Raw genomic sequence first — 17,818 nt, 5'->3', positions numbered from 1 at the left:
TGGAGGGCTTAAATTGAAAGTAGTAATCTTAGCAGGTGGATTTGGCACTAGAATTAGTGAAGAATCCCATCTTAGACCAAAACCTATGATTGAAATTGGGGGGAAGCCAATTTTATGGCATATAATGAAAACTTACTCTTACTATGGATATAATGATTTCATTATTTGTCTTGGATATAAGTCTTATGTTATAAAGGAATATTTTGCTCATTATTTTTTGCATGAGTCAGATATTACATTTGATTTTAGAAATAACAATAAGCAAATTATTCATCATATAAACGCTGAACCATGGAAAGTTACACTAGTTGATACTGGTCTTGAAACGATGACTGGAGGACGTTTAAAAAGAGTAAAAGAGTATTTAGGTAATGAAACTTTTATGTTTACATATGGTGACGGTGTTTCAGATGTAAATATTAAGAAACTAGTTGAATTTCATAAAAGTCATGGGAAATTAGCAACAGTAACATCTGTTCAACCAAGTGGTCGTTTTGGGGCACTCGATTTAGGGGAAAATAATGAAGTGTACGGATTTCAAGAAAAACCTAAAGGAGATGGCGGCTGGATAAATGGAGGGTATTTTGTGTTAGAACCTGGAGTTTTAAATTATATTGATGGAGATTATACTACTTTTGAAAATGAGCCCTTAATTAATTTAGCTTCTGATGATGAACTTAGAGCATTTAGGCATAACAATTTTTGGCAGCCTATGGATACTATTAGAGACCATAAGCTATTAGAAGATTTATGGGCAAATGATGAGGCGAAATGGAAAGTTTGGTAATAGAGAAGTGAGGAATTTGCTATGATTGACAAGACATTTTGGAATGGTAAAAAAGTATTTTTAACAGGACATACAGGCTTTAAAGGATCTTGGCTTTCTTTTTGGTTACATAATCTGGGTGCTAAAGTCATGGGTTATTCTTTAGAGCCAAGTACATCTCCTTCTCTTTATTATTTGGCAGAAATTGACAAGTTAGTTGATTCTGTTATAGGGGATATTAGAGATTTAGAATATTTAAAGAAAAAGATGATTGAATTTAATCCCGATATTGTTATCCATATGGCTGCTCAACCTTTAGTAAGAAAGTCTTATGAGAATCCAGTGGAGACATATTCAACTAATGTCATGGGTACTGTTAATATATTTGAAGCAGTGAGAATTTGTAAGAATGTTAAGTCTGTAATAAACGTTACAACAGATAAAGTATACGAAAATAAAGAATGGGATTGGGGATATAGGGAAAGTGATAAGTTAGGTGGATATGATCCTTATTCTAACAGTAAAGCTTGTTCAGAATTAGTTTCCTCAGCATATATAAACTCATTTTTTAACCCATTACAGTATGCTCAACATGGAATAGCAATTGCTACAGTTCGTGCAGGAAATGTTATTGGTGGTGGGGATTGGGCGCAGGACCGTTTAATTCCAGACTGTATAAGAGCTATCCATGATGATAAGCCAATTATCATTCGAAATCCAAATGCAATTCGCCCATGGCAACATGTACTAGAACCATTGAGTGGTTATCTTATTTTAGTACAAAAGTTATATACAAAAGGTACATTATATAATGGAGCTTGGAATTTTGGACCTAAATACGAAGATGTTAAGCCTGTTAAATGGGTAGTAAGTAAATTAATTGAAAAATTTGGAGGAAATGTTTTATTACAGTATGAAGAAAATAATGGGCCACATGAAGCAATGTATTTAAAACTAGACTATTCTAAATCCAAAATGAGATTAGGTTGGGAACCTAAAATTTCTCTAGAAGAATCTATTGATTTTGTTACGTCTTGGTATAAAAATTATAATAATAATAAGGATTTATTAAAAATAATGAAGGAACAAATTGGTCTGTACTTATGAAGAAAAAAAATGTTTTATTTACTGGCAGTACAGGGTACTTAGGTAGTTATTTAGTGAAAAAGTTTGTTGAGAATGGATGGTACGTCTTTTCTTTAGTTAGAAACAAATCAAAATTAGATAGACTTAGTTCGGTTGTTTCAAAAATTAGAATTATTTATAGTATTGAAGAATTGATTTCTTTAAATATAAATATAGATTTAATTGTACATTGTGCAACTAATTATGGAAGGAAAAATGAAACTTTAGAACAGATATTTCAATCGAATGTTGTTTTTCCTTTAAAAATATTTAATTATGCTAAATCTCAGAAAAAATGTGATTTTATAAATATTGATACTATTCTCGAGAAGAATACAAATAATTACTCATTATCTAAAAAACAATTTCTTGAAGTAATAAAATTAAATGAAGGAGAATTAAATGGATCTATTATAAATATTAAATTTGATCATTTTTATGGTCCAAATGATGATCCTTCGAAGTTTGTAGAAAATATTATTAAAAGTTGCATTAATAATGTAAAAGCTATTGATTTAACTTATGGTGAACAAAAAAGAGATTTTATTTATATTGATGATTTAATAGATGCTTTAGATATAATAGTACAAAAAACTATTAATACAGAAAATAAAACATATAAAGAATTCTTTATTGGAACAGGCAAAAGTATTACGATTAGAAAGTTAGTTGAACTTGTACATAAATATACAAATTCAAAATCATCATTAAATTTCGGAGCATTACCATATAGAAAAAATGAAGTAATGGATAGTAATCTGGATAATTCAAAAGTAACAGCTCTTGGTTGGATACCTAAGATATCAATTGAAAAAGGAATACAAAATTGTATTGCATCTTCTAGAAAGGTTTGTGATTAATGTTTAAAGTTGGAGAAATTATACAGGTTAATAACGGGAATTTTTTAATTGTTGAGAAAGGTGAAAAAGTTTACATTACAAAAGAATTAAAAGAAGATACCGTATCATTTAAAACTTTTGAATTTTTTATAGATGAATTAGAATCAATAGCTATAAGAAAAAATGAAAGAATTAATAATAAAATACTTGAGCAAGTAAAAAGGCAAAGAATATTTGATAAGGTAAATGAATTTTTTACTCTTTTTCATAAAAGGGAAATATTTAAACCAGGGGAAACTAGTTTAAGCTATGCAGGAAAAGTTTATGATGAAAATGAAATGACTACATTAGTAGATGCATCTTTAGATTTTTGGTTAACTTCTGGGAGATACTTCAAAAAATTCGAAAAAGAGTTAGCTAAATATTTAAATGTTAAATATGCCTTATTAACAAATTCAGGTTCTTCAGCAAATTTGTTAGCGTTATCTGCACTTACTTCTCCTAAATTAGGTAATCGTAGACTTCAGCGAGGCGATGAAGTTATTACTGTTGCAGCTGGTTTTCCAACTACTGTTGCGCCTATCATCCAAAATGGTTTGATTCCAGTATTTTTAGATGTTGAATTAGGGACTTACAATTTAGATATTGCTCAATTGGAAGATGCAGTTTCAAATAAAACTAAAGCGATAATGATTGCTCATACAATGGGAAATCCATTTAACTTAGATGAAATTATGAGAGTAGCTAATAAATATAATCTTTGGGTAATAGAGGATAATTGTGATGCTTTAGGTGCAAAATATAATGATAAATATACAGGTACTCATGGCCACATAGGAACTTCTAGTTTTTATCCAGCACATCATATAACAATGGGGGAAGGGGGTGCGGTATATACAAATGATCCTAATTTAAAAATGATAATAGAATCTTTTAGAGATTGGGGAAGAGATTGTTGGTGCCCATCTGGATGTGATAACACATGTAAAAAAAGGTTTGGATGGCAGCTTGGTGAGCTTCCAGAGGGTTATGACCATAAATATACATATTCCCATCTTGGATATAATCTAAAAGTTACTGATATGCAAGCAGCAATTGGAGTTGAACAGTTAAAGAAATTACCTGAATTTATTAAATTAAGAAATCGAAACTATGAGTTGTTGCTAGAGAAGCTTAAACCTATAGAAAAGTTTGCGATATTACCAAAAGCAACACCAAATTCGAGTCCGAGTTGGTTTGGTTTTATAATTACAATAAAAGATAATGTTAATATTGAACGTAAAAAAATTATTCAGTATTTAGAAGAGAATAAAATACAAACACGTATGTTGTTTGCAGGTAACCTAACAAAACAACCAGCATTTCAAAATATAGAATATCGTATTGTTGGTGATTTGAAAAATACTGATAAAATTATGAATGATACTTTTCTTGTAGGAGTTTACCCTGGGTTAACTGAAGATATGATAAATTATATGGCTACACACATTATTAATGCCTTTCAAATATAAATAAAACAACAACTTAAAGGTGAAGATATTGCAAAAGTTTAGTAGTTTTTTAAATGGTAAAAATATAATACTAGTGGGTTATGGATTGGAATTTGAAAATGCTAAAAACTTTTTAGAAGCTAAAAATATGGTAATTGATATAAGAAAAGTAGATTTTAATTTAGAAGATAAAAATCTAATCTATTCCAAGTTAAGTGAGTTATCTGAATGTTTCCTTATAATTGCATCATATTATAAAAGGAAAGCTAAACAATTTCTAAATAAGTTATCTTATGTAATAAATATAGATTATATTTATTTTGAACAAATTTTTAGTAATTCGAATGATATATATATTTTAAATAACTTAATAAGAATGAATTTAGAAATTGAAAATAAGTCGGAACTATTAAATATATTTAAAAAAGATATTGGTATTTTCCAAAAAGAAAATTTGATTGTAGGTAAAAATGAAAATTACATATATCCTCAAAATGAATGTTATACAGGAAATTTGTATTATTTTATTGCTGACAATTCATATGCATTTGGATTAAACTCCCATATTCTAGATGAAAATGGGAGGGTTGTTCAAGAGTTTAGTTACAAAGGGGAAGTAAATCCGAATTCAAGATTTTGGGATAATAGATCGCCTTTTAATTTGGAAATGAACTATATCTTCGAACCCTATTATCATTACTTAAATAAAGAAGTTGCAGTAACAGCTACTAGATACGCTAAACACAATTATTTTCATTGGATGTTTGAAGAACTCCCGAGATTTATGCTACTAAAATATTTAGACATCGTTCCAGATTTCTATTTAAGTTCTTTTAGTGGAGAAGAATATCAAGTAGAAACATTAAAGCTAATAGGGGTTGATTTAGAAAAAATTTTACCATCAAGTGCTAGTAGTGAGATATTCTATTTAAAAGCAAAAAAACTAATTGTCCCATATAATCCAGCTAATGATTTTGGATATATTCCTAGTTGGATAGTAAATTTTTTAGAAAATTTATTTAGTAAGGAGTTATTACAAGATTTTAATTCTCCCCGAAAAATCTATATAAGTCGAGAAGATGCTAAAGTAAGAAGGATTGTAAATGAAGATGAGTGTATAGGAAATTTAATCAAACTGGGATATAAAAAGGTAACATTAAGTAATTACACTGTATTGGAAAAAGCTAAATTATTTTATAATGCTACTCATATTATTTCTCCATATGGAGCAGCTTTGGCGAATTTGGTATTTTGTAGAAATAATACTAGAATTATTGAAATAGTTAATTCTAAAAGAATTACTTCAGTGTATTTATCTTTGTCAAAGAAAAAAAATCTAAAACATGAAATATTCGAAAGTAGAGAAATAGAAGAATTAGAAAAAAACTCGAATAATAGTGATATTTATTTGGATATAGAATTGTTTAAGGAATTCTTATCTAATAGAAATGACTGTTTTTAATAGTGCATATTAATCTAGAGGTAATTGGTTAGGGTTATCGCTAATAATTTTACCATTCAGTCTCGAAAAAAAATATAAATTTTTAAATATAATTCATAAACTTGTTAATTAGAAAGTTAAATAAAAATCCACTGTTTAGAAATGTTTTTTCAAATTAATTAATTTAATAAGAAGTGGTGGGAGATTATTGAGTAAAGTCAGTGTAATAATTCCTGTTTATAATGGAGAGGCATATATTAAGGAAGCGTTAATAAGTGTTTTAAACCAATCTTATAAGGATATTGAGATAATTGTAGTAGATGACGGTTCTACTGACTTATCATCAGTTATTATTAATGATTTTATAGAAGATAATAGAAATTTTAAAATAAAATACATCCGCCAAGAAAATAAAGGACCTTCTATAGCAAGGAATACTGGAATAGAAAATGCAAATGGTGATTATATAGCTTTATTAGATTCAGATGATTGCTATCATTCCGATAAAATATATGAACATGTGACTTTTTTGCTAAGAAACCCTAGAATTGATATAGTCTACGGTGATTTAACGATTGTTAACAAAAATAATGAAATTCAAAATATCTTAAAAGCAGAGATGCCGTCTGAAAATCCAAATTTATTTTTAGCATCGATGCTTTTTAGACAATTCATACCTGGACCCGCAACGTTAGTTGGGAAAAGAGAGTGTTTTATTGAAACTCCATATAATCCGAGTATTATTTATGCAGAAGATTATGATTTAACAATTAGACTAGCTATGAAATATCATTTTGCCTATGTTCCAGAAGGAATCTATTATTGCCGACGACACGACTCTAATCTTACTAATAATCATAAGGCGCAAGTTGAATCTGAAAATGAGATTGTTAAAAAATTAGGTGAAAGATATATTTGGGAAATTATTAATCTTACTCCATTATCTACTAGTGATAAAAATTTTTTATTCGCCAAAATTATGATGAAAATTGGGAAATATCAAGATGCTTTTGATAAATTAATAGCTATAAAGAATAAAAATGAAGTTATAAATTTTTATTTGGGTAATTTATACTACTATCAAAATGAATATCAGAAAGCTATAAACTTTTATAATCTAGCCATTGAACAAAATAATTCAATGGCTGAAGTGTATAACAATTTAGGGATCTGTTATGCGATGTGTAATAATTGTGATAAAGCGCAAGCAGCATTTATAACTGCATTGAATCAACGACCAAATTACCTAGATGCTACACATAATTTAGAAGTGATATATAAAAATATAGATAATTTTAAATTTACGAGAAAAGAATTAAGAAAAGAGTTATTGACTTACGGGGGGCAATGAATATGCTTCAAAATAATAAAATACAATTAAAAATAATTGAAAAAGAGGATTTGGACTTAATCCAAAAGTGGAATAATAATTTTAATATTACACAATATACAACTCTTACATCTTTTTTTCCAAGAAATAGGGATGAAGAACTTTCCTGGTATGAGCGAAAATACAAAGATAACAGTGCAAGAATCTTTATGATAGTTATAAAAGAAAATGATACAAAAATAGGATTTATCTCATTTTCGAATCTAGATTATAGAAATCAAAAGGCAATGCTTTCTATTGTAATAGGGGAAGAAGAATACCAGGGTAAAGGATATGCATCAGATTCATTAAAAATATTAGAAGACTATTTAAAACATGAAATCAATATTCGTAAAATATCCGTTCAAATTTTAGGTTTTAATAAACCTTCAATAGGATTATTTAAAAAAAATGGGTATCTTGAAGAAGGGATTTTAAAATCCGAAGTATATCGGTTTGGTAAATATCAAGATTTACTTATATTAAGTAAATTTTTATGAAGGTGAATGTTGATGGAATCAGTTGTCTATAATGAATTTTCGTTTACAGATTATGATGAATATAATTGTGATCTTGTTCAACAAAGTATTAGGTTGCAAAGTATTTATCGTAATTTCCCAAAAATGAATTATCGATACATAGTTTGTACAGATCAAAGTAAGATAGTTGGGGTTATGCCATTTATTCATTACACAAGTAAATTATCAGATATTATCCATTCTATGCCGTTTATCGGATATGGTGGTCCAACGGTTATAACAAACCATATTGAAGTATTTAATAATTTAATAAGTACATTGGAAGAGTATGCGATTTTGAATAATATCTCTTTAATTACAATATGTACTTCACCTTTTGATGAGTTTGTTGAATCCTATAAAAATATTCTCAATCCTGATTTTACTAAAGAAAACTTTTATCAATTTATTGAATTGGATTCACACTATTTGGAACAAATGAAAAGTAAACAGAGAAATAATTTAAAGAGAAATTTAAGAATTGCAAATCAAAATAATATTATTTTAAAAGAAAGTTATAATCACAAAGATTTAAAATTTTGGTATGAAAATGTTTATGTTCCAAGATTAGTTGAAACTAATGGTGCAATTTATCCTATAGAGGTATTTGAAACATTTAGGAAAGAATTTGGTGGAAAAAGAGTTATTATCAATTATGCTATAGAGAACGAAAAGATTATCGGTGCTGGTTTTTTTATAAAGCAAAAAAAATCGTTAGATAATTTTATGAGAGTAATTTCGACTGATAAACTGTATACACAAGCAGGTGTTTTATTAGATAAATGGAGTATAGATTTTGCTCTAGAGAATAATTTTAAATATTATAATTGGCAGTCAGCTGATGCAATTGACTCTTCAATTTATAATTATAAAGCTAGTTGGGGATCAAAAACAAATAAACACTATTACTTAACCAAAAAAGTTGGTGATATTAGTAAACTATTAAATGTACCATTATCAACTATAAAAGAAGAGTATAAAAATGTTTATGTATTACCATTTGAAGTATTTGAGAAAGGAAAATGAAAGTGAAAACAATCATTATAATTCAAGCTAGAATGGGATCAACTCGACTGCCAGGAAAAATATTAAAGCCCCTTGGAGATGTAGATGTTTTAACCTACGATATAGAACGATGTCGAGCAATAGAAGGTGTTGATGAAGTTATAATTGCTACCTCTCATTTACAACAAGACGATAAAATTGTCAAATGGTGTGAAGAACATCATGTTCCATATTTCCGTGGATCAGAAGATGATGTATTAGACCGCTATGTACAATGTGCAAAAATGTATAACCCGGATTATATAATACGTGTCACTTCCGATTGTCCTTTTGTGGATTATGAAATGGCAAGCGATATTGTTGCATTAATGGAAAAAGAAAGGAAAGATATAGTCCTTGTTGAAGGAGAATTACCACGTGGATTAGTTGTAGAATTAATATCTTATGATGCTTTACTTCGTATTCACAAAGTAGGTAATGAAGGACGCCATCGTGAGCATGTGACGTACTATGCCTATGAATTCTCTGCAGAATTTGAATCTGTCACTTATAAAGCTCCTTCAAATCGTATTGCACCTGAACTTAGAATTACATTGGATACGGAAGAAGATTATCAATTAATTAAAGCTGTTGCAGAGCATTTCCAAAATCCTTTAGTATCCAGTGCAGATGTCATTCAATATTTAAAAGAAACTCCAAAAGTAGCAAAATTAAATGCCCACATTGAACAAAAGCCGGTGATCTGATTTGAAAAAAATTATTATTCGAACAGATGCTTCCACACAAATTGGTAGTGGCCATGTCATGCGATGCCTTACTATTGCTAAAAATTTAAAAAAGCAAGGTTATCAGGTTATATTTTGGATGGAACCACTACAAGGAAATTTAATTAGTTACGTGAAGGCTCAAGGATTTGAACATATTCTTGGAGCTGAAAATGCTGACTTATACATAGTAGACCACTACGATATCGATCAAGAATGGGAAAGAATTCACCGAAAATATACAAAAAAAATAATGGTCATAGATGACCTAGCCAATCGTAACCATGATTGTGATCTTTTACTAGATCAAAACGTAGTACCTGAATTTAAGAAACGTTATGAAACGCTTATTCCTCAATATTGTAAAACATTACTTGGTCCAAAATATTTAATTTTACGTGATGAATTTTTAGAGGCTCGTCAACTTATAGATCGTAGAAATGGGAATGTTGAACATATACTCATTTTTATGGGTGGAACAGATCCGACACACGAAACGATGAAAGTGTTAAATGCCTTACCGGAAATATCTCATAATTTCAAACATATTGATGTTGTTGTAGGAAAAGGTAATCTCCAAAAAAATAAGATTGAAAGGATTTGTAAGGAAAGAGGTTATCATTATCACTGTCAAATTAATTATATAGCAAGCCTTATACAACAAGCAGATTTTTCAATCGGTGCTGGTGGTTCAACAACATGGGAACGCTGTTATTTAGGATTACCTTCATCAAGTACGATTGTTGCAGAAAATCAATATGAAGCAACGAAATATGCTGCAGAATTAGGTGCTGTATTGAATCTAGGATGGCATAACCAAGTAACAATAGAAACATATAAAGACCTACTAAATACTTTAAATGCTAAGCAACAGCAATTAAGTAAAATTAGTGAAATGGGTTTATCTTTAACGAATAATGAAGTTCCAAATCCTTGGATAGACGAAATAATGGAGTTGTTATCATGATTAAAATTGGAAATAGAGAAATTGGTCGACATACAAAACCGTTTATAATAGCAGAAATGTCAGGAAACCATAATCATTCTCTAGAAAGAGCACTTCACCTAGTAGATTTAGCAGCCGGGGCAGGAGTAGATGCGCTAAAACTTCAAACTTATACACCAGATACGATTACACTTGACGTACATACCGGGGAATTTTTTATTTCAAATGATGCAAATCTTTGGAAAGGTCAATCTCTTTATAATTTATATAAAGAAGCATATACCCCATGGGAATGGCATGAAGCGATTTTTAATCGTGCAAAGGAACACGGCATCCTTGCATTTAGCTCACCATTTGATGAGACAGCGGTTGATTTTTTAGAGACGTTGAACGTACCGGCTTATAAAATTGCGTCATTCGAAAACGTATCAATACCACTTATTCGAAAAGTGGCTCATACTGGCAAACCACTCATTATATCAACTGGAATGGCAACAGCTGCAGAATTAGATGAAGCAGTTCGTGCTGCACGTGACGAAGGAAATGACCAAATCATATTACTAAAATGTACAAGTACATACCCAGCCACTCCTGCTAACTCAAATTTAGCAACAATACCCCATATGCGAGAGTTATACGGAACCGAATTGGGATTATCAGATCATACAATGGGTGTCGGTGTATCAGTAGCTGCTGTTACATTAGGTGCAACTGTGATTGAAAAGCATTTTACTACATCCCGTGCAGAGGGGGGAGTCGATTCTGCATTTTCCATGGAGCCTCATGAGTTAAAAATGTTAGTCGAAGAAACGGAACGGGCTTGGCAAAGTATAGGCCATATCCAATATGGCCCTACAGACGCTGAGGTAGCCTCATTAGAACATCGACGTTCACTATACATTGCACAGGATGTAAAAGCTGGAGACGTGTTGACGAAAGAAAATGTTCGTGATGTTCGTCCGGGGTTAGGCTTACCTACTAAATATTATGACCTAATTTTAGGAAAGACAATTAAGAAAGACGCGAAAAAAGGTACACCACTTAGTTGGGAGTTATTAATGTGAAAAAATTATCGAGTTTTTTATCATATGGACGTCAAACAATTTCAGAAGAAGATATTGAAGAAGTAATAAATACATTACGTTCCCCCTTCCTTACTCAAGGACCAAAAATAACAGAATTCGAACAAGCTATTGCAGATTATCTTGGTGTTAAATATGCAGTAGCGTTTTGTAATGGGACAGCAGCGTTACACGGAGCGTGCTTTGCAGCAGGGATTGGAGAAAGTGACGAGGTAATTACTACACCAATTACATTTGCAGCTAGTGCAAATTGCGTTCGTTATATGGGTGGTACGGTAGTCTTTGCTGACATTCATCCTGAAACGTACAATATTAATCCCTTAGAAATTGAAAAAAAAATTACTTCAAAAACAAAAGCAATTATTCCAGTTGATTTTACTGGGCAACCAGCTGATATGGATGCTATCAATGAAATTGCCCAAAAGCATAATTTAATTGTAATTGAGGATGGTGCACATTCTCTTGGAGCAGAGTATAAAGGAAGAAAAGTTGGTACTTTGGCAGATATGACTATGTTCAGTTTTCATCCAGTGAAGCCGATAACAACGGCAGAAGGTGGGATAATAGTAACAGATAATGATGAATTCTATCACAAATTACAATTATTCAGAAGTCATGGTATCCAAAAAACGCCTTATTCAAATGAGCAAGGTGATTGGTACTATGAAATGATTGAACTTGGATTTAATTACCGAATGACGGATTTACAAGCGGCCCTTGGATTATCACAATTAAAAAAAATAGATCTCTTTCTAGAGAGAAGGAAAGAGATTGCTGAAATTTATAATAATTTGTTTAAAAACGTCCCCGAAATTATCATACCAAAGCAATTAAAAGATACAAATTCAGGTTGGCATTTGTATATGATTCAATTAGATGAAAAGATATCACGAAAAGAAATATTTAAAAAAATGCGGGAGCTAAATATAGGGGTACATGTTCATTACATTCCGGTTTATTGGCACCCTTACTATCAAAATTTAGGGTACAAAAAAGGCCTTTGTCCGATAGCAGAAAACTATTATAAAAGAGCTTTAACTCTACCAATACATCCGTCATTAACAAATGATGATATAGAAGGAATTGTAAGCTCAATGACCTCATTAATATCTTGAAGGAGATGTTAAGAAATTGGCTTTATTGAATAGTATAAAAATTCCTGCTCATTATAATCTGTATAACGGCAAGAATAATAGGGAATTAAGAATTGATTACGCTATCCCAGAATCAGGTACAAATGAGGAAACAGGAATTTTTATTTTTGTTCCAGGATTTGGAGGCCACATAGATTCAAAAGTTTATAAAAAAATGAGAGATGTTTTTGCTGATAAATATAACTGTGTAACCCTACAATGTGATTATTTCGGTAGCAAATTTATGCAAGAAGCTGAAGAATTCACATTAAAGGGGGATTTTTCAATGATAAGGCATCTATTTACAAATAATGAATTAAATCATATCCAATTACATCCCGAAGATATTTTAAACGTAGTTTCTAAAAAATATACATCTATACCAGTAATTGCAAACTTAAATGAAACAATAGACGAATTTGCAGACTTAAGTTTTATGCAAGTAATTGATATTGTTACGGCAATAGAAGCAATAAAAATATTATTGAGAGAGAATAATTTACTTTATCATGAAAGAAAAGTTATAGGTTATGGACAATCTCATGGTGCGTATTTGTTACATTTCGCTAACCGTTTAGCTCCTCATTTGTTTAGTTTAGTAATTGATAATTCTAGTTGGATTTATCCAAAATATATAATTCAAAATAGGAAAATTGCTAGCAAAATCAACAATTGCGAATTTATAATGGAGTTTGATTATTTTGCAAAAAAATTTATTAAGGATACAGAACCAATTTCTTTATTCTCAATGTATAATAATTTTGAAAACGGATCGTACATATATTCATGCATAGGGACAACAGATTCTTTAGTCGATGTTGAAAAGAAAGGAAAAATTTTTGAAAAGTTAAGCAATGTTGAATTTGAAATTATAGATGAATCAAAAGTAGATAGAAAAGTTTTTTATTCTACTAATCATGGGTTGGATGCAGATTTTCTTAAACTAATAGATTATGTGTTTTCTAAAAATATTAATCATTTAAATCAAAATATTCATCAACAAAAATATATCGTAAAATTAATAAATCTAGAATTGAATGTTGATTATAGTTATGGATTACCATTCTTTTCTTTAATATTCTAAAAATTTATTTTAAAATCAATTTCCATTTCGTGAAGTTAAACATATTAAAAAATCAATGAAGTTAATGATTAAGATACCAATTTTTAAACTAAGCAAGCAGTTGCTTAGTTTTATTTTTTTGGATAGAATTTCTAGTATTTTTATGAAATATCAAAAATTCTTGCCGATATAAAGTACATGATAAGAACCATATACGCTCGGACGAATTCAAGGAGGATAAGGAACATGCGTATTTCGACACAAGCAACAGTTGATACATCAACTACAGCTAAGCCAGTTCAACAAGATTCAACTGTCGAAAAAGTAGTAAAGCAAGGAAGCTTAGACACTGCGAAAATGGTAAAAGAACAGAATTTAGGTATAGAAAAAAATGAGGCTACTGATGAAAAACTAAAGCAGGCAGTAGAGTCGTTAAATGAATTTCTAGAAATCAATCATAATTCTTCGAAATTTGTCTATCATGAGGGACTTGACCGCTATTTTGTTCAAGTTGTAAATAAAGACACAGAAGAAGTTGTTAAAGAAATTCCACCTAAAAAGCTTCTTGATGCTTTTTATGAAATGCAAAAACTAGTTGGAATGATTGTAGATGAAAAAATATAACATAAATAGGAGGTTTTATAAATGGTGACACGTATTGGTGGATTAGCATCTGGAATGGATATTGATAGTATTGTTGAAAAACTTATGTCAGCCGAAAGAGCACCTTTAAATAAGTTATATCAACAACAACAGAAATATGAGTGGACACGAGATGCTTATCGAGAAATTAATACAGCGCTAAGTTCCTTTGATGATTTTTTATTTGACGGGTATCGTTTATCAAGTAATTTCTATAAAAAAACTGTTTCTTCAACAAATAGTTCTCTTGTAACAGCTACTGCGACTTCAGCGGCTACTGGAACCCTTTCTATTGATGGTGTAAGTCAACTTGCAAAATCAGCTCAAGGAGTAGGATCTACTATAATAGCAACGGGTTCTACTAAGATTAGTGATTTAACTGGTTTAGCTAGTGGTTCAAAGTTTACTCTAAGTGCTATTAATAGTAGTGGGACATTGAGTACAAAAGAATTTTCTATTGATGAAAATGAGACTGTTGATTCCTTAGTGAAAAAAATTAATAGTAGTGATATTGGTGTTACAGCACTTTTTGAAAACGGAAAACTGTCAATTACTGCCAAGAATATGGGGGATATAGAAAATGGTGCTGAAGTAACCGTATCAGCAGGAAATGGTGCCACATTATTTAATAAGCTCGGTTTTGGTGATCAAACAGGTAGTTTTGATAGCAGTACTTCACTTGATTTAGCTTCAGGTGGTCAAAATGCGGTATTTTCCATAAATGGTATTGCCACAGAAAGAAGTTCTAATACATTTTCGATTAATGGTTATTCAGTAACTCTTAGTTCGACTTTTAATAGTCAATCCACAACAGCAGAATATACGAAAAATATGTATAATAATTACATAATTGCCTCTTCTGAGTATAATGATGCAATGAATGAATTAGATGCTGCGCAAAATGACGTAAGTGCAAAAAAATCGGCTTTAAATTCTAACATTAGTTCAGCGATTGACTCAATTGAAACAGACGATTCTTTAAATGCTTACTTAATGAATTTAGGGGAAAACGGAGTAGAAAAATTAAAGAAACTTTCTTCTTTAAATTTTGATGATCCTTCCGTACTAAAAACAGAATTAGAAGGTTTATATTCTGCAGATAGTGAAACAAACTTGTTTACAGAATCGGAAGTTAACCAGTTAAAAAAAATGTTCATTTCTGAAACGGAAGCAACAGAAAATACTGAAGCTTCTATTTCATTCACTTCATCGGCTTCTATTTTCAAAGGTTTGGCAGATAATTTAAATGGCGAAACAGAACAAACTTTTACAGATGTTAAGGCTTATTTTGATGCAAATAAACATTTGGAAACTAGTATTGTCAATGCTGAAACAGCTTCAAATAATTTAAATTCAGCAAAGTCTACTTTAACGGATGCTTTATCGAAAAACTATGGAATTTCATACGATTTTAATACGAATAAAGCTTATGATTCTTCTAATAATGAAATTGATTTAAATTCGTTCTTAAATAATGAAATTAACAATTCAACAAGTATAAGTCCTGTTACTTTAACATCTTCAACTAATGTTGATGACATGGTTGACAAAATCAAAAAGTTTGTTGAAACGTATAACGGGCTAGTAACGACAATCAATAGCAAATTAAAAGAAAGCTACGATAGAAACTATCAACCTTTAACAGATGAACAAAAAGAAGAAATGTCTGAAGATGAAATAGAGAAATGGGAAGCTAAGGCAAAAACAGGTTTATTACGCAATGACTCCATTTTAACAAATGGATTATATGGTATGCGTAATACATTTATGAACTCGATTGGGGGATTAGGTGATGCTACCATCGACTCTTTAGCGGAAATTGGAATAACAACATCATCTACTTATTCTGATGGTGGTAAATTAGTAATAGACGAGGATAAATTACGTACGGCGATTGAAAAAGATGCAGATCAAGTTGCAGCAATCTTTACACAAACAGGTTCAGTTTCTAAAGATGAAGAAACTGGAAAAACTGTTGATACACGAGGTATTGCACAAAGATTGCGCGATGAACTAAAAGAATTTACAACTGACATTGAAAAGAAAGCTGGGAAAGCTTCTGCAACAAATCAAACCTTTACAATTGGGAAACGTTTGGATGAAGTAGAAGATAGTATAGCTCGATGGTTAGATAAGTTAGAAAACATTGAATCCCGATATTGGAAACAATTCACTGCTATGGAACAAGCCATTAGCAATGCAAATAGCCAAGCATCACTATTCCAAACAGGATATTAATCATTAAATTGGGGTAAACCAATGGAAAACATACAACAACTTTTGCAAATATCCGCTAAACTTTTTAAGCATCTTTCAGAAATTCCAAAGGGCGAAGAGCGTTCAGAATACATTGAAAAAATTAATCTTATGTTAGACGAGCGCGGTGTTATTATTAAAAAGCTACGTCTAGAAGGATTTGTAATAGAGGATAATAATAAACTTCATGAAACTTTGGCACAATTAGATAAAGGAATCCGCGAACGTCTAGATACTGTCATGCAAGCTGTAAAACAAGACATGAAAGACCTGCAAAACTCAAAGAAAAATGAGAAGCGTTATATGAATCCTTATTCATCGGTTCAAGTAATGGACGGGATGTATTATGACAAGAAAAAGTAAGTATTGGTACGAAAAAGTTCTATAAATGTTCATTCACATATAGAAAATTCTAGCTTACAAAAGAATTAGAAATGCAATCTCTCAAAAGGAGTGGCCCAATTGGCAGTACAAAATTCCGCACTTAATGCTTACAAACAAAATAGTGTGACAACTGCTTCGCCTGGAGAATTGACGTTAATGTTATATAACGGCTGTCTTAAATTTTTAACAAAGGCGAACAAAGCAATCGAAGAAAAAAATATTCAAGAAAAAAATATAAACTTACAAAAGGCACAAGCTATTATTTCTGAGCTAATGTCAACCTTAAATATGGATTATGATATTTCAAAGCAAATGCTTCCACTATATGAATATATGAATCGCCGTCTTATTGAAGCAAATTTAAAAAATGATACGGCAATTATTGATGAAGTTATTGGTTTAACAACTGAATTCCGTGATACATGGAAGCAAGTTATCCAAATTACTCGTCAACAACAATATAGCAATACGCAACAAGTTTAATATATTTTCGAAGCCTTGCATCAACATTTCATGGTGTAAGGCTTTTTATTTAACTGAAATCAGCAAATAAGTAACTATTTTCCATATAATTCACAGTGATAACAATACAAATTTTCCTAAATATAATGGTTGGAAAATATAGTAAATAGTCAAGTTGTGTATTGCATAATAAAAGTGCAGACTAGTGCAACGAATTTGTACAGAGTCTAGCACTTTTTTAGTGCAAAAAAATAGACTTGCCAGCCACCCCAAGTCACTCTACTGTTAAAGTGTCGAATTTTACCAGTGGAGGTTTGAAAGGATGCTAGCAATGTCTGAAATTAATTGTATCAAAACTTTAAGAAATGAAAAAGGATTGTCTATTTCTAAAATTGCAGAAACTATGAATGTGAATTGGCGTACCGCCAAAAAGTATGGTGATGGCGATCAGTTACCTCAAGAAAAAAAGCATATTAAAAAAGGGATGATGTACGAAGAAAAATGGGGAGAAATCGTTATAGACTGGCTTGAAG

17 protein-coding genes and 1 pseudogene are annotated in these 17,818 nt (G+C 30.6%); all 18 read left to right on the top strand.

The genetic code is table 11. The features are described 5' to 3' along the window. Positions 1–13: 13 nt before the first annotated feature. Positions 14–787: a glucose-1-phosphate cytidylyltransferase gene (rfbF, locus tag EKG35_RS05915; RefSeq protein ID WP_126293520.1), complete on the top strand. Its 774-nt coding sequence runs from the start codon at positions 14–16 to the stop codon at positions 785–787. Positions 788–808: 21 nt separating this feature from the next. After that, complete coding sequence (gene rfbG / locus EKG35_RS05910; protein ID WP_126293519.1) at positions 809–1,873, top strand: CDP-glucose 4,6-dehydratase; 1,065 nt, start codon at positions 809–811, stop codon at positions 1,871–1,873. After that, positions 1,870–2,751, top strand: a complete 882-nt coding sequence (locus EKG35_RS05905; protein ID WP_126293518.1) for an NAD-dependent epimerase/dehydratase family protein — start codon at positions 1,870–1,872, stop codon at positions 2,749–2,751. The genes rfbG and EKG35_RS05905 overlap by 4 nt, the downstream gene beginning before the upstream one ends. Next, positions 2,751–4,241: a lipopolysaccharide biosynthesis protein RfbH gene (gene rfbH / locus EKG35_RS05900; RefSeq protein ID WP_126293517.1), complete on the top strand. Its 1,491-nt coding sequence runs from the start codon at positions 2,751–2,753 to the stop codon at positions 4,239–4,241. Before EKG35_RS05905 ends, rfbH begins: the two co-directional genes overlap by 1 nt. 28 nt (positions 4,242–4,269) lie before the next feature. Beyond that, complete coding sequence (locus EKG35_RS05895) at positions 4,270–5,682, top strand: glycosyltransferase family 61 protein (RefSeq protein WP_126293516.1); 1,413 nt, start codon at positions 4,270–4,272, stop codon at positions 5,680–5,682. Between the two features lie 187 nt (positions 5,683–5,869). Continuing rightward, positions 5,870–7,012, top strand: coding sequence for a glycosyltransferase (locus tag EKG35_RS05890; protein ID WP_126293515.1), 1,143 nt, complete (start codon positions 5,870–5,872; stop codon positions 7,010–7,012). 2 nt (positions 7,013–7,014) lie between these two features. Continuing rightward, complete coding sequence (locus tag EKG35_RS05885) at positions 7,015–7,530, top strand: GNAT family N-acetyltransferase (RefSeq protein WP_185807658.1); 516 nt, start codon at positions 7,015–7,017, stop codon at positions 7,528–7,530. Between the two features lie 12 nt (positions 7,531–7,542). Next, positions 7,543–8,574 carry a GNAT family N-acetyltransferase gene (locus tag EKG35_RS05880; protein ID WP_126293513.1) on the top strand — a complete coding sequence of 344 codons (1,032 nt, stop codon included), beginning with the start codon at positions 7,543–7,545 and terminating at the stop codon, positions 8,572–8,574. A 2-nt stretch (positions 8,575–8,576) separates the two neighbouring features. Then, a complete protein-coding gene (locus tag EKG35_RS05875) occupies positions 8,577–9,299 on the top strand; it encodes a cytidylyltransferase domain-containing protein (RefSeq protein WP_126293578.1) in 723 nt (240 codons plus the stop codon). A 1-nt stretch (position 9,300) separates the two neighbouring features. Continuing rightward, on the top strand, positions 9,301–10,284 hold the full coding sequence (gene pseG / locus EKG35_RS05870) for a UDP-2,4-diacetamido-2,4,6-trideoxy-beta-L-altropyranose hydrolase (protein WP_126293512.1): 984 nt from the start codon (positions 9,301–9,303) through the stop codon (positions 10,282–10,284). Continuing rightward, on the top strand, positions 10,281–11,327 hold the full coding sequence (gene pseI / locus EKG35_RS05865) for a pseudaminic acid synthase (RefSeq protein ID WP_126293511.1): 1,047 nt from the start codon (positions 10,281–10,283) through the stop codon (positions 11,325–11,327). Before pseG ends, pseI begins: the two co-directional genes overlap by 4 nt. Beyond that, complete coding sequence (gene pseC, locus EKG35_RS05860; RefSeq protein WP_126293510.1) at positions 11,324–12,460, top strand: UDP-4-amino-4,6-dideoxy-N-acetyl-beta-L-altrosamine transaminase; 1,137 nt, start codon at positions 11,324–11,326, stop codon at positions 12,458–12,460. Before pseI ends, pseC begins: the two co-directional genes overlap by 4 nt. Before the next feature lie 25 nt (positions 12,461–12,485). Beyond that, positions 12,486–13,562, top strand: coding sequence for a DUF2920 family protein (locus EKG35_RS05855; RefSeq protein WP_185807657.1), 1,077 nt, complete (start codon positions 12,486–12,488; stop codon positions 13,560–13,562). 225 nt (positions 13,563–13,787) lie between these two features. Further along, a complete protein-coding gene (locus tag EKG35_RS05850) occupies positions 13,788–14,165 on the top strand; it encodes a flagellar protein FlaG (protein ID WP_126293508.1) in 378 nt (125 codons plus the stop codon). Between the two features lie 21 nt (positions 14,166–14,186). Beyond that, the gene (fliD, locus tag EKG35_RS05845; RefSeq protein ID WP_126293507.1) at positions 14,187–16,421 is read left to right on the top strand and encodes a flagellar filament capping protein FliD; all 2,235 of its coding nucleotides are present in this window, start codon (positions 14,187–14,189) and stop codon (positions 16,419–16,421) included. Positions 16,422–16,442: 21 nt separating this feature from the next. Next, positions 16,443–16,802, top strand: coding sequence for a flagellar protein FliT (fliT, locus tag EKG35_RS05840; RefSeq protein ID WP_126293506.1), 360 nt, complete (start codon positions 16,443–16,445; stop codon positions 16,800–16,802). Positions 16,803–16,901: 99 nt separating this feature from the next. Further along, entirely contained in the window at positions 16,902–17,306 is a 405-nt protein-coding gene (fliS, locus tag EKG35_RS05835) for a flagellar export chaperone FliS (RefSeq protein WP_126293505.1), read from the top strand. A 301-nt stretch (positions 17,307–17,607) separates the two neighbouring features. Next, positions 17,608–17,818: pseudogene (locus tag EKG35_RS05830) on the top strand (IS21 family transposase); the annotation flags it as partial.

The organism is Lysinibacillus telephonicus (assembly GCF_003966145.1).
Classification (GTDB): domain Bacteria; phylum Bacillota; class Bacilli; order Bacillales_A; family Planococcaceae; genus Ureibacillus; species Ureibacillus telephonicus.
Note: the sequence above shows the minus strand (reverse complement) of the source record. Positions and strands in the feature narration are given on the sequence as shown.

Bases quoted from the DNA above. Each gene is read 5' to 3' on its own strand.
- EKG35_RS05880 (WP_126293513.1), top strand. From the start codon at position 7,543: ATGGAATCAGTTGTCTATAATGAATTTTCGTTTACAGATTATGATGAA.
- EKG35_RS05905 (WP_126293518.1), top strand. From the start codon at position 1,870: ATGAAGAAAAAAAATGTTTTATTTACTGGCAGTACAGGGTACTTAGGT.
- pseI (WP_126293511.1), top strand. From the start codon at position 10,281: ATGATTAAAATTGGAAATAGAGAAATTGGTCGACATACAAAACCGTTT.
- rfbG (WP_126293519.1), top strand. From the start codon at position 809: ATGATTGACAAGACATTTTGGAATGGTAAAAAAGTATTTTTAACAGGA.
- fliT (WP_126293506.1), top strand. From the start codon at position 16,443: ATGGAAAACATACAACAACTTTTGCAAATATCCGCTAAACTTTTTAAG.
- rfbH (WP_126293517.1), top strand. From the start codon at position 2,751: ATGTTTAAAGTTGGAGAAATTATACAGGTTAATAACGGGAATTTTTTA.
- EKG35_RS05885 (WP_185807658.1), top strand. From the start codon at position 7,015: ATGCTTCAAAATAATAAAATACAATTAAAAATAATTGAAAAAGAGGAT.
- fliD (WP_126293507.1), top strand. From the start codon at position 14,187: ATGGTGACACGTATTGGTGGATTAGCATCTGGAATGGATATTGATAGT.
- EKG35_RS05850 (WP_126293508.1), top strand. From the start codon at position 13,788: ATGCGTATTTCGACACAAGCAACAGTTGATACATCAACTACAGCTAAG.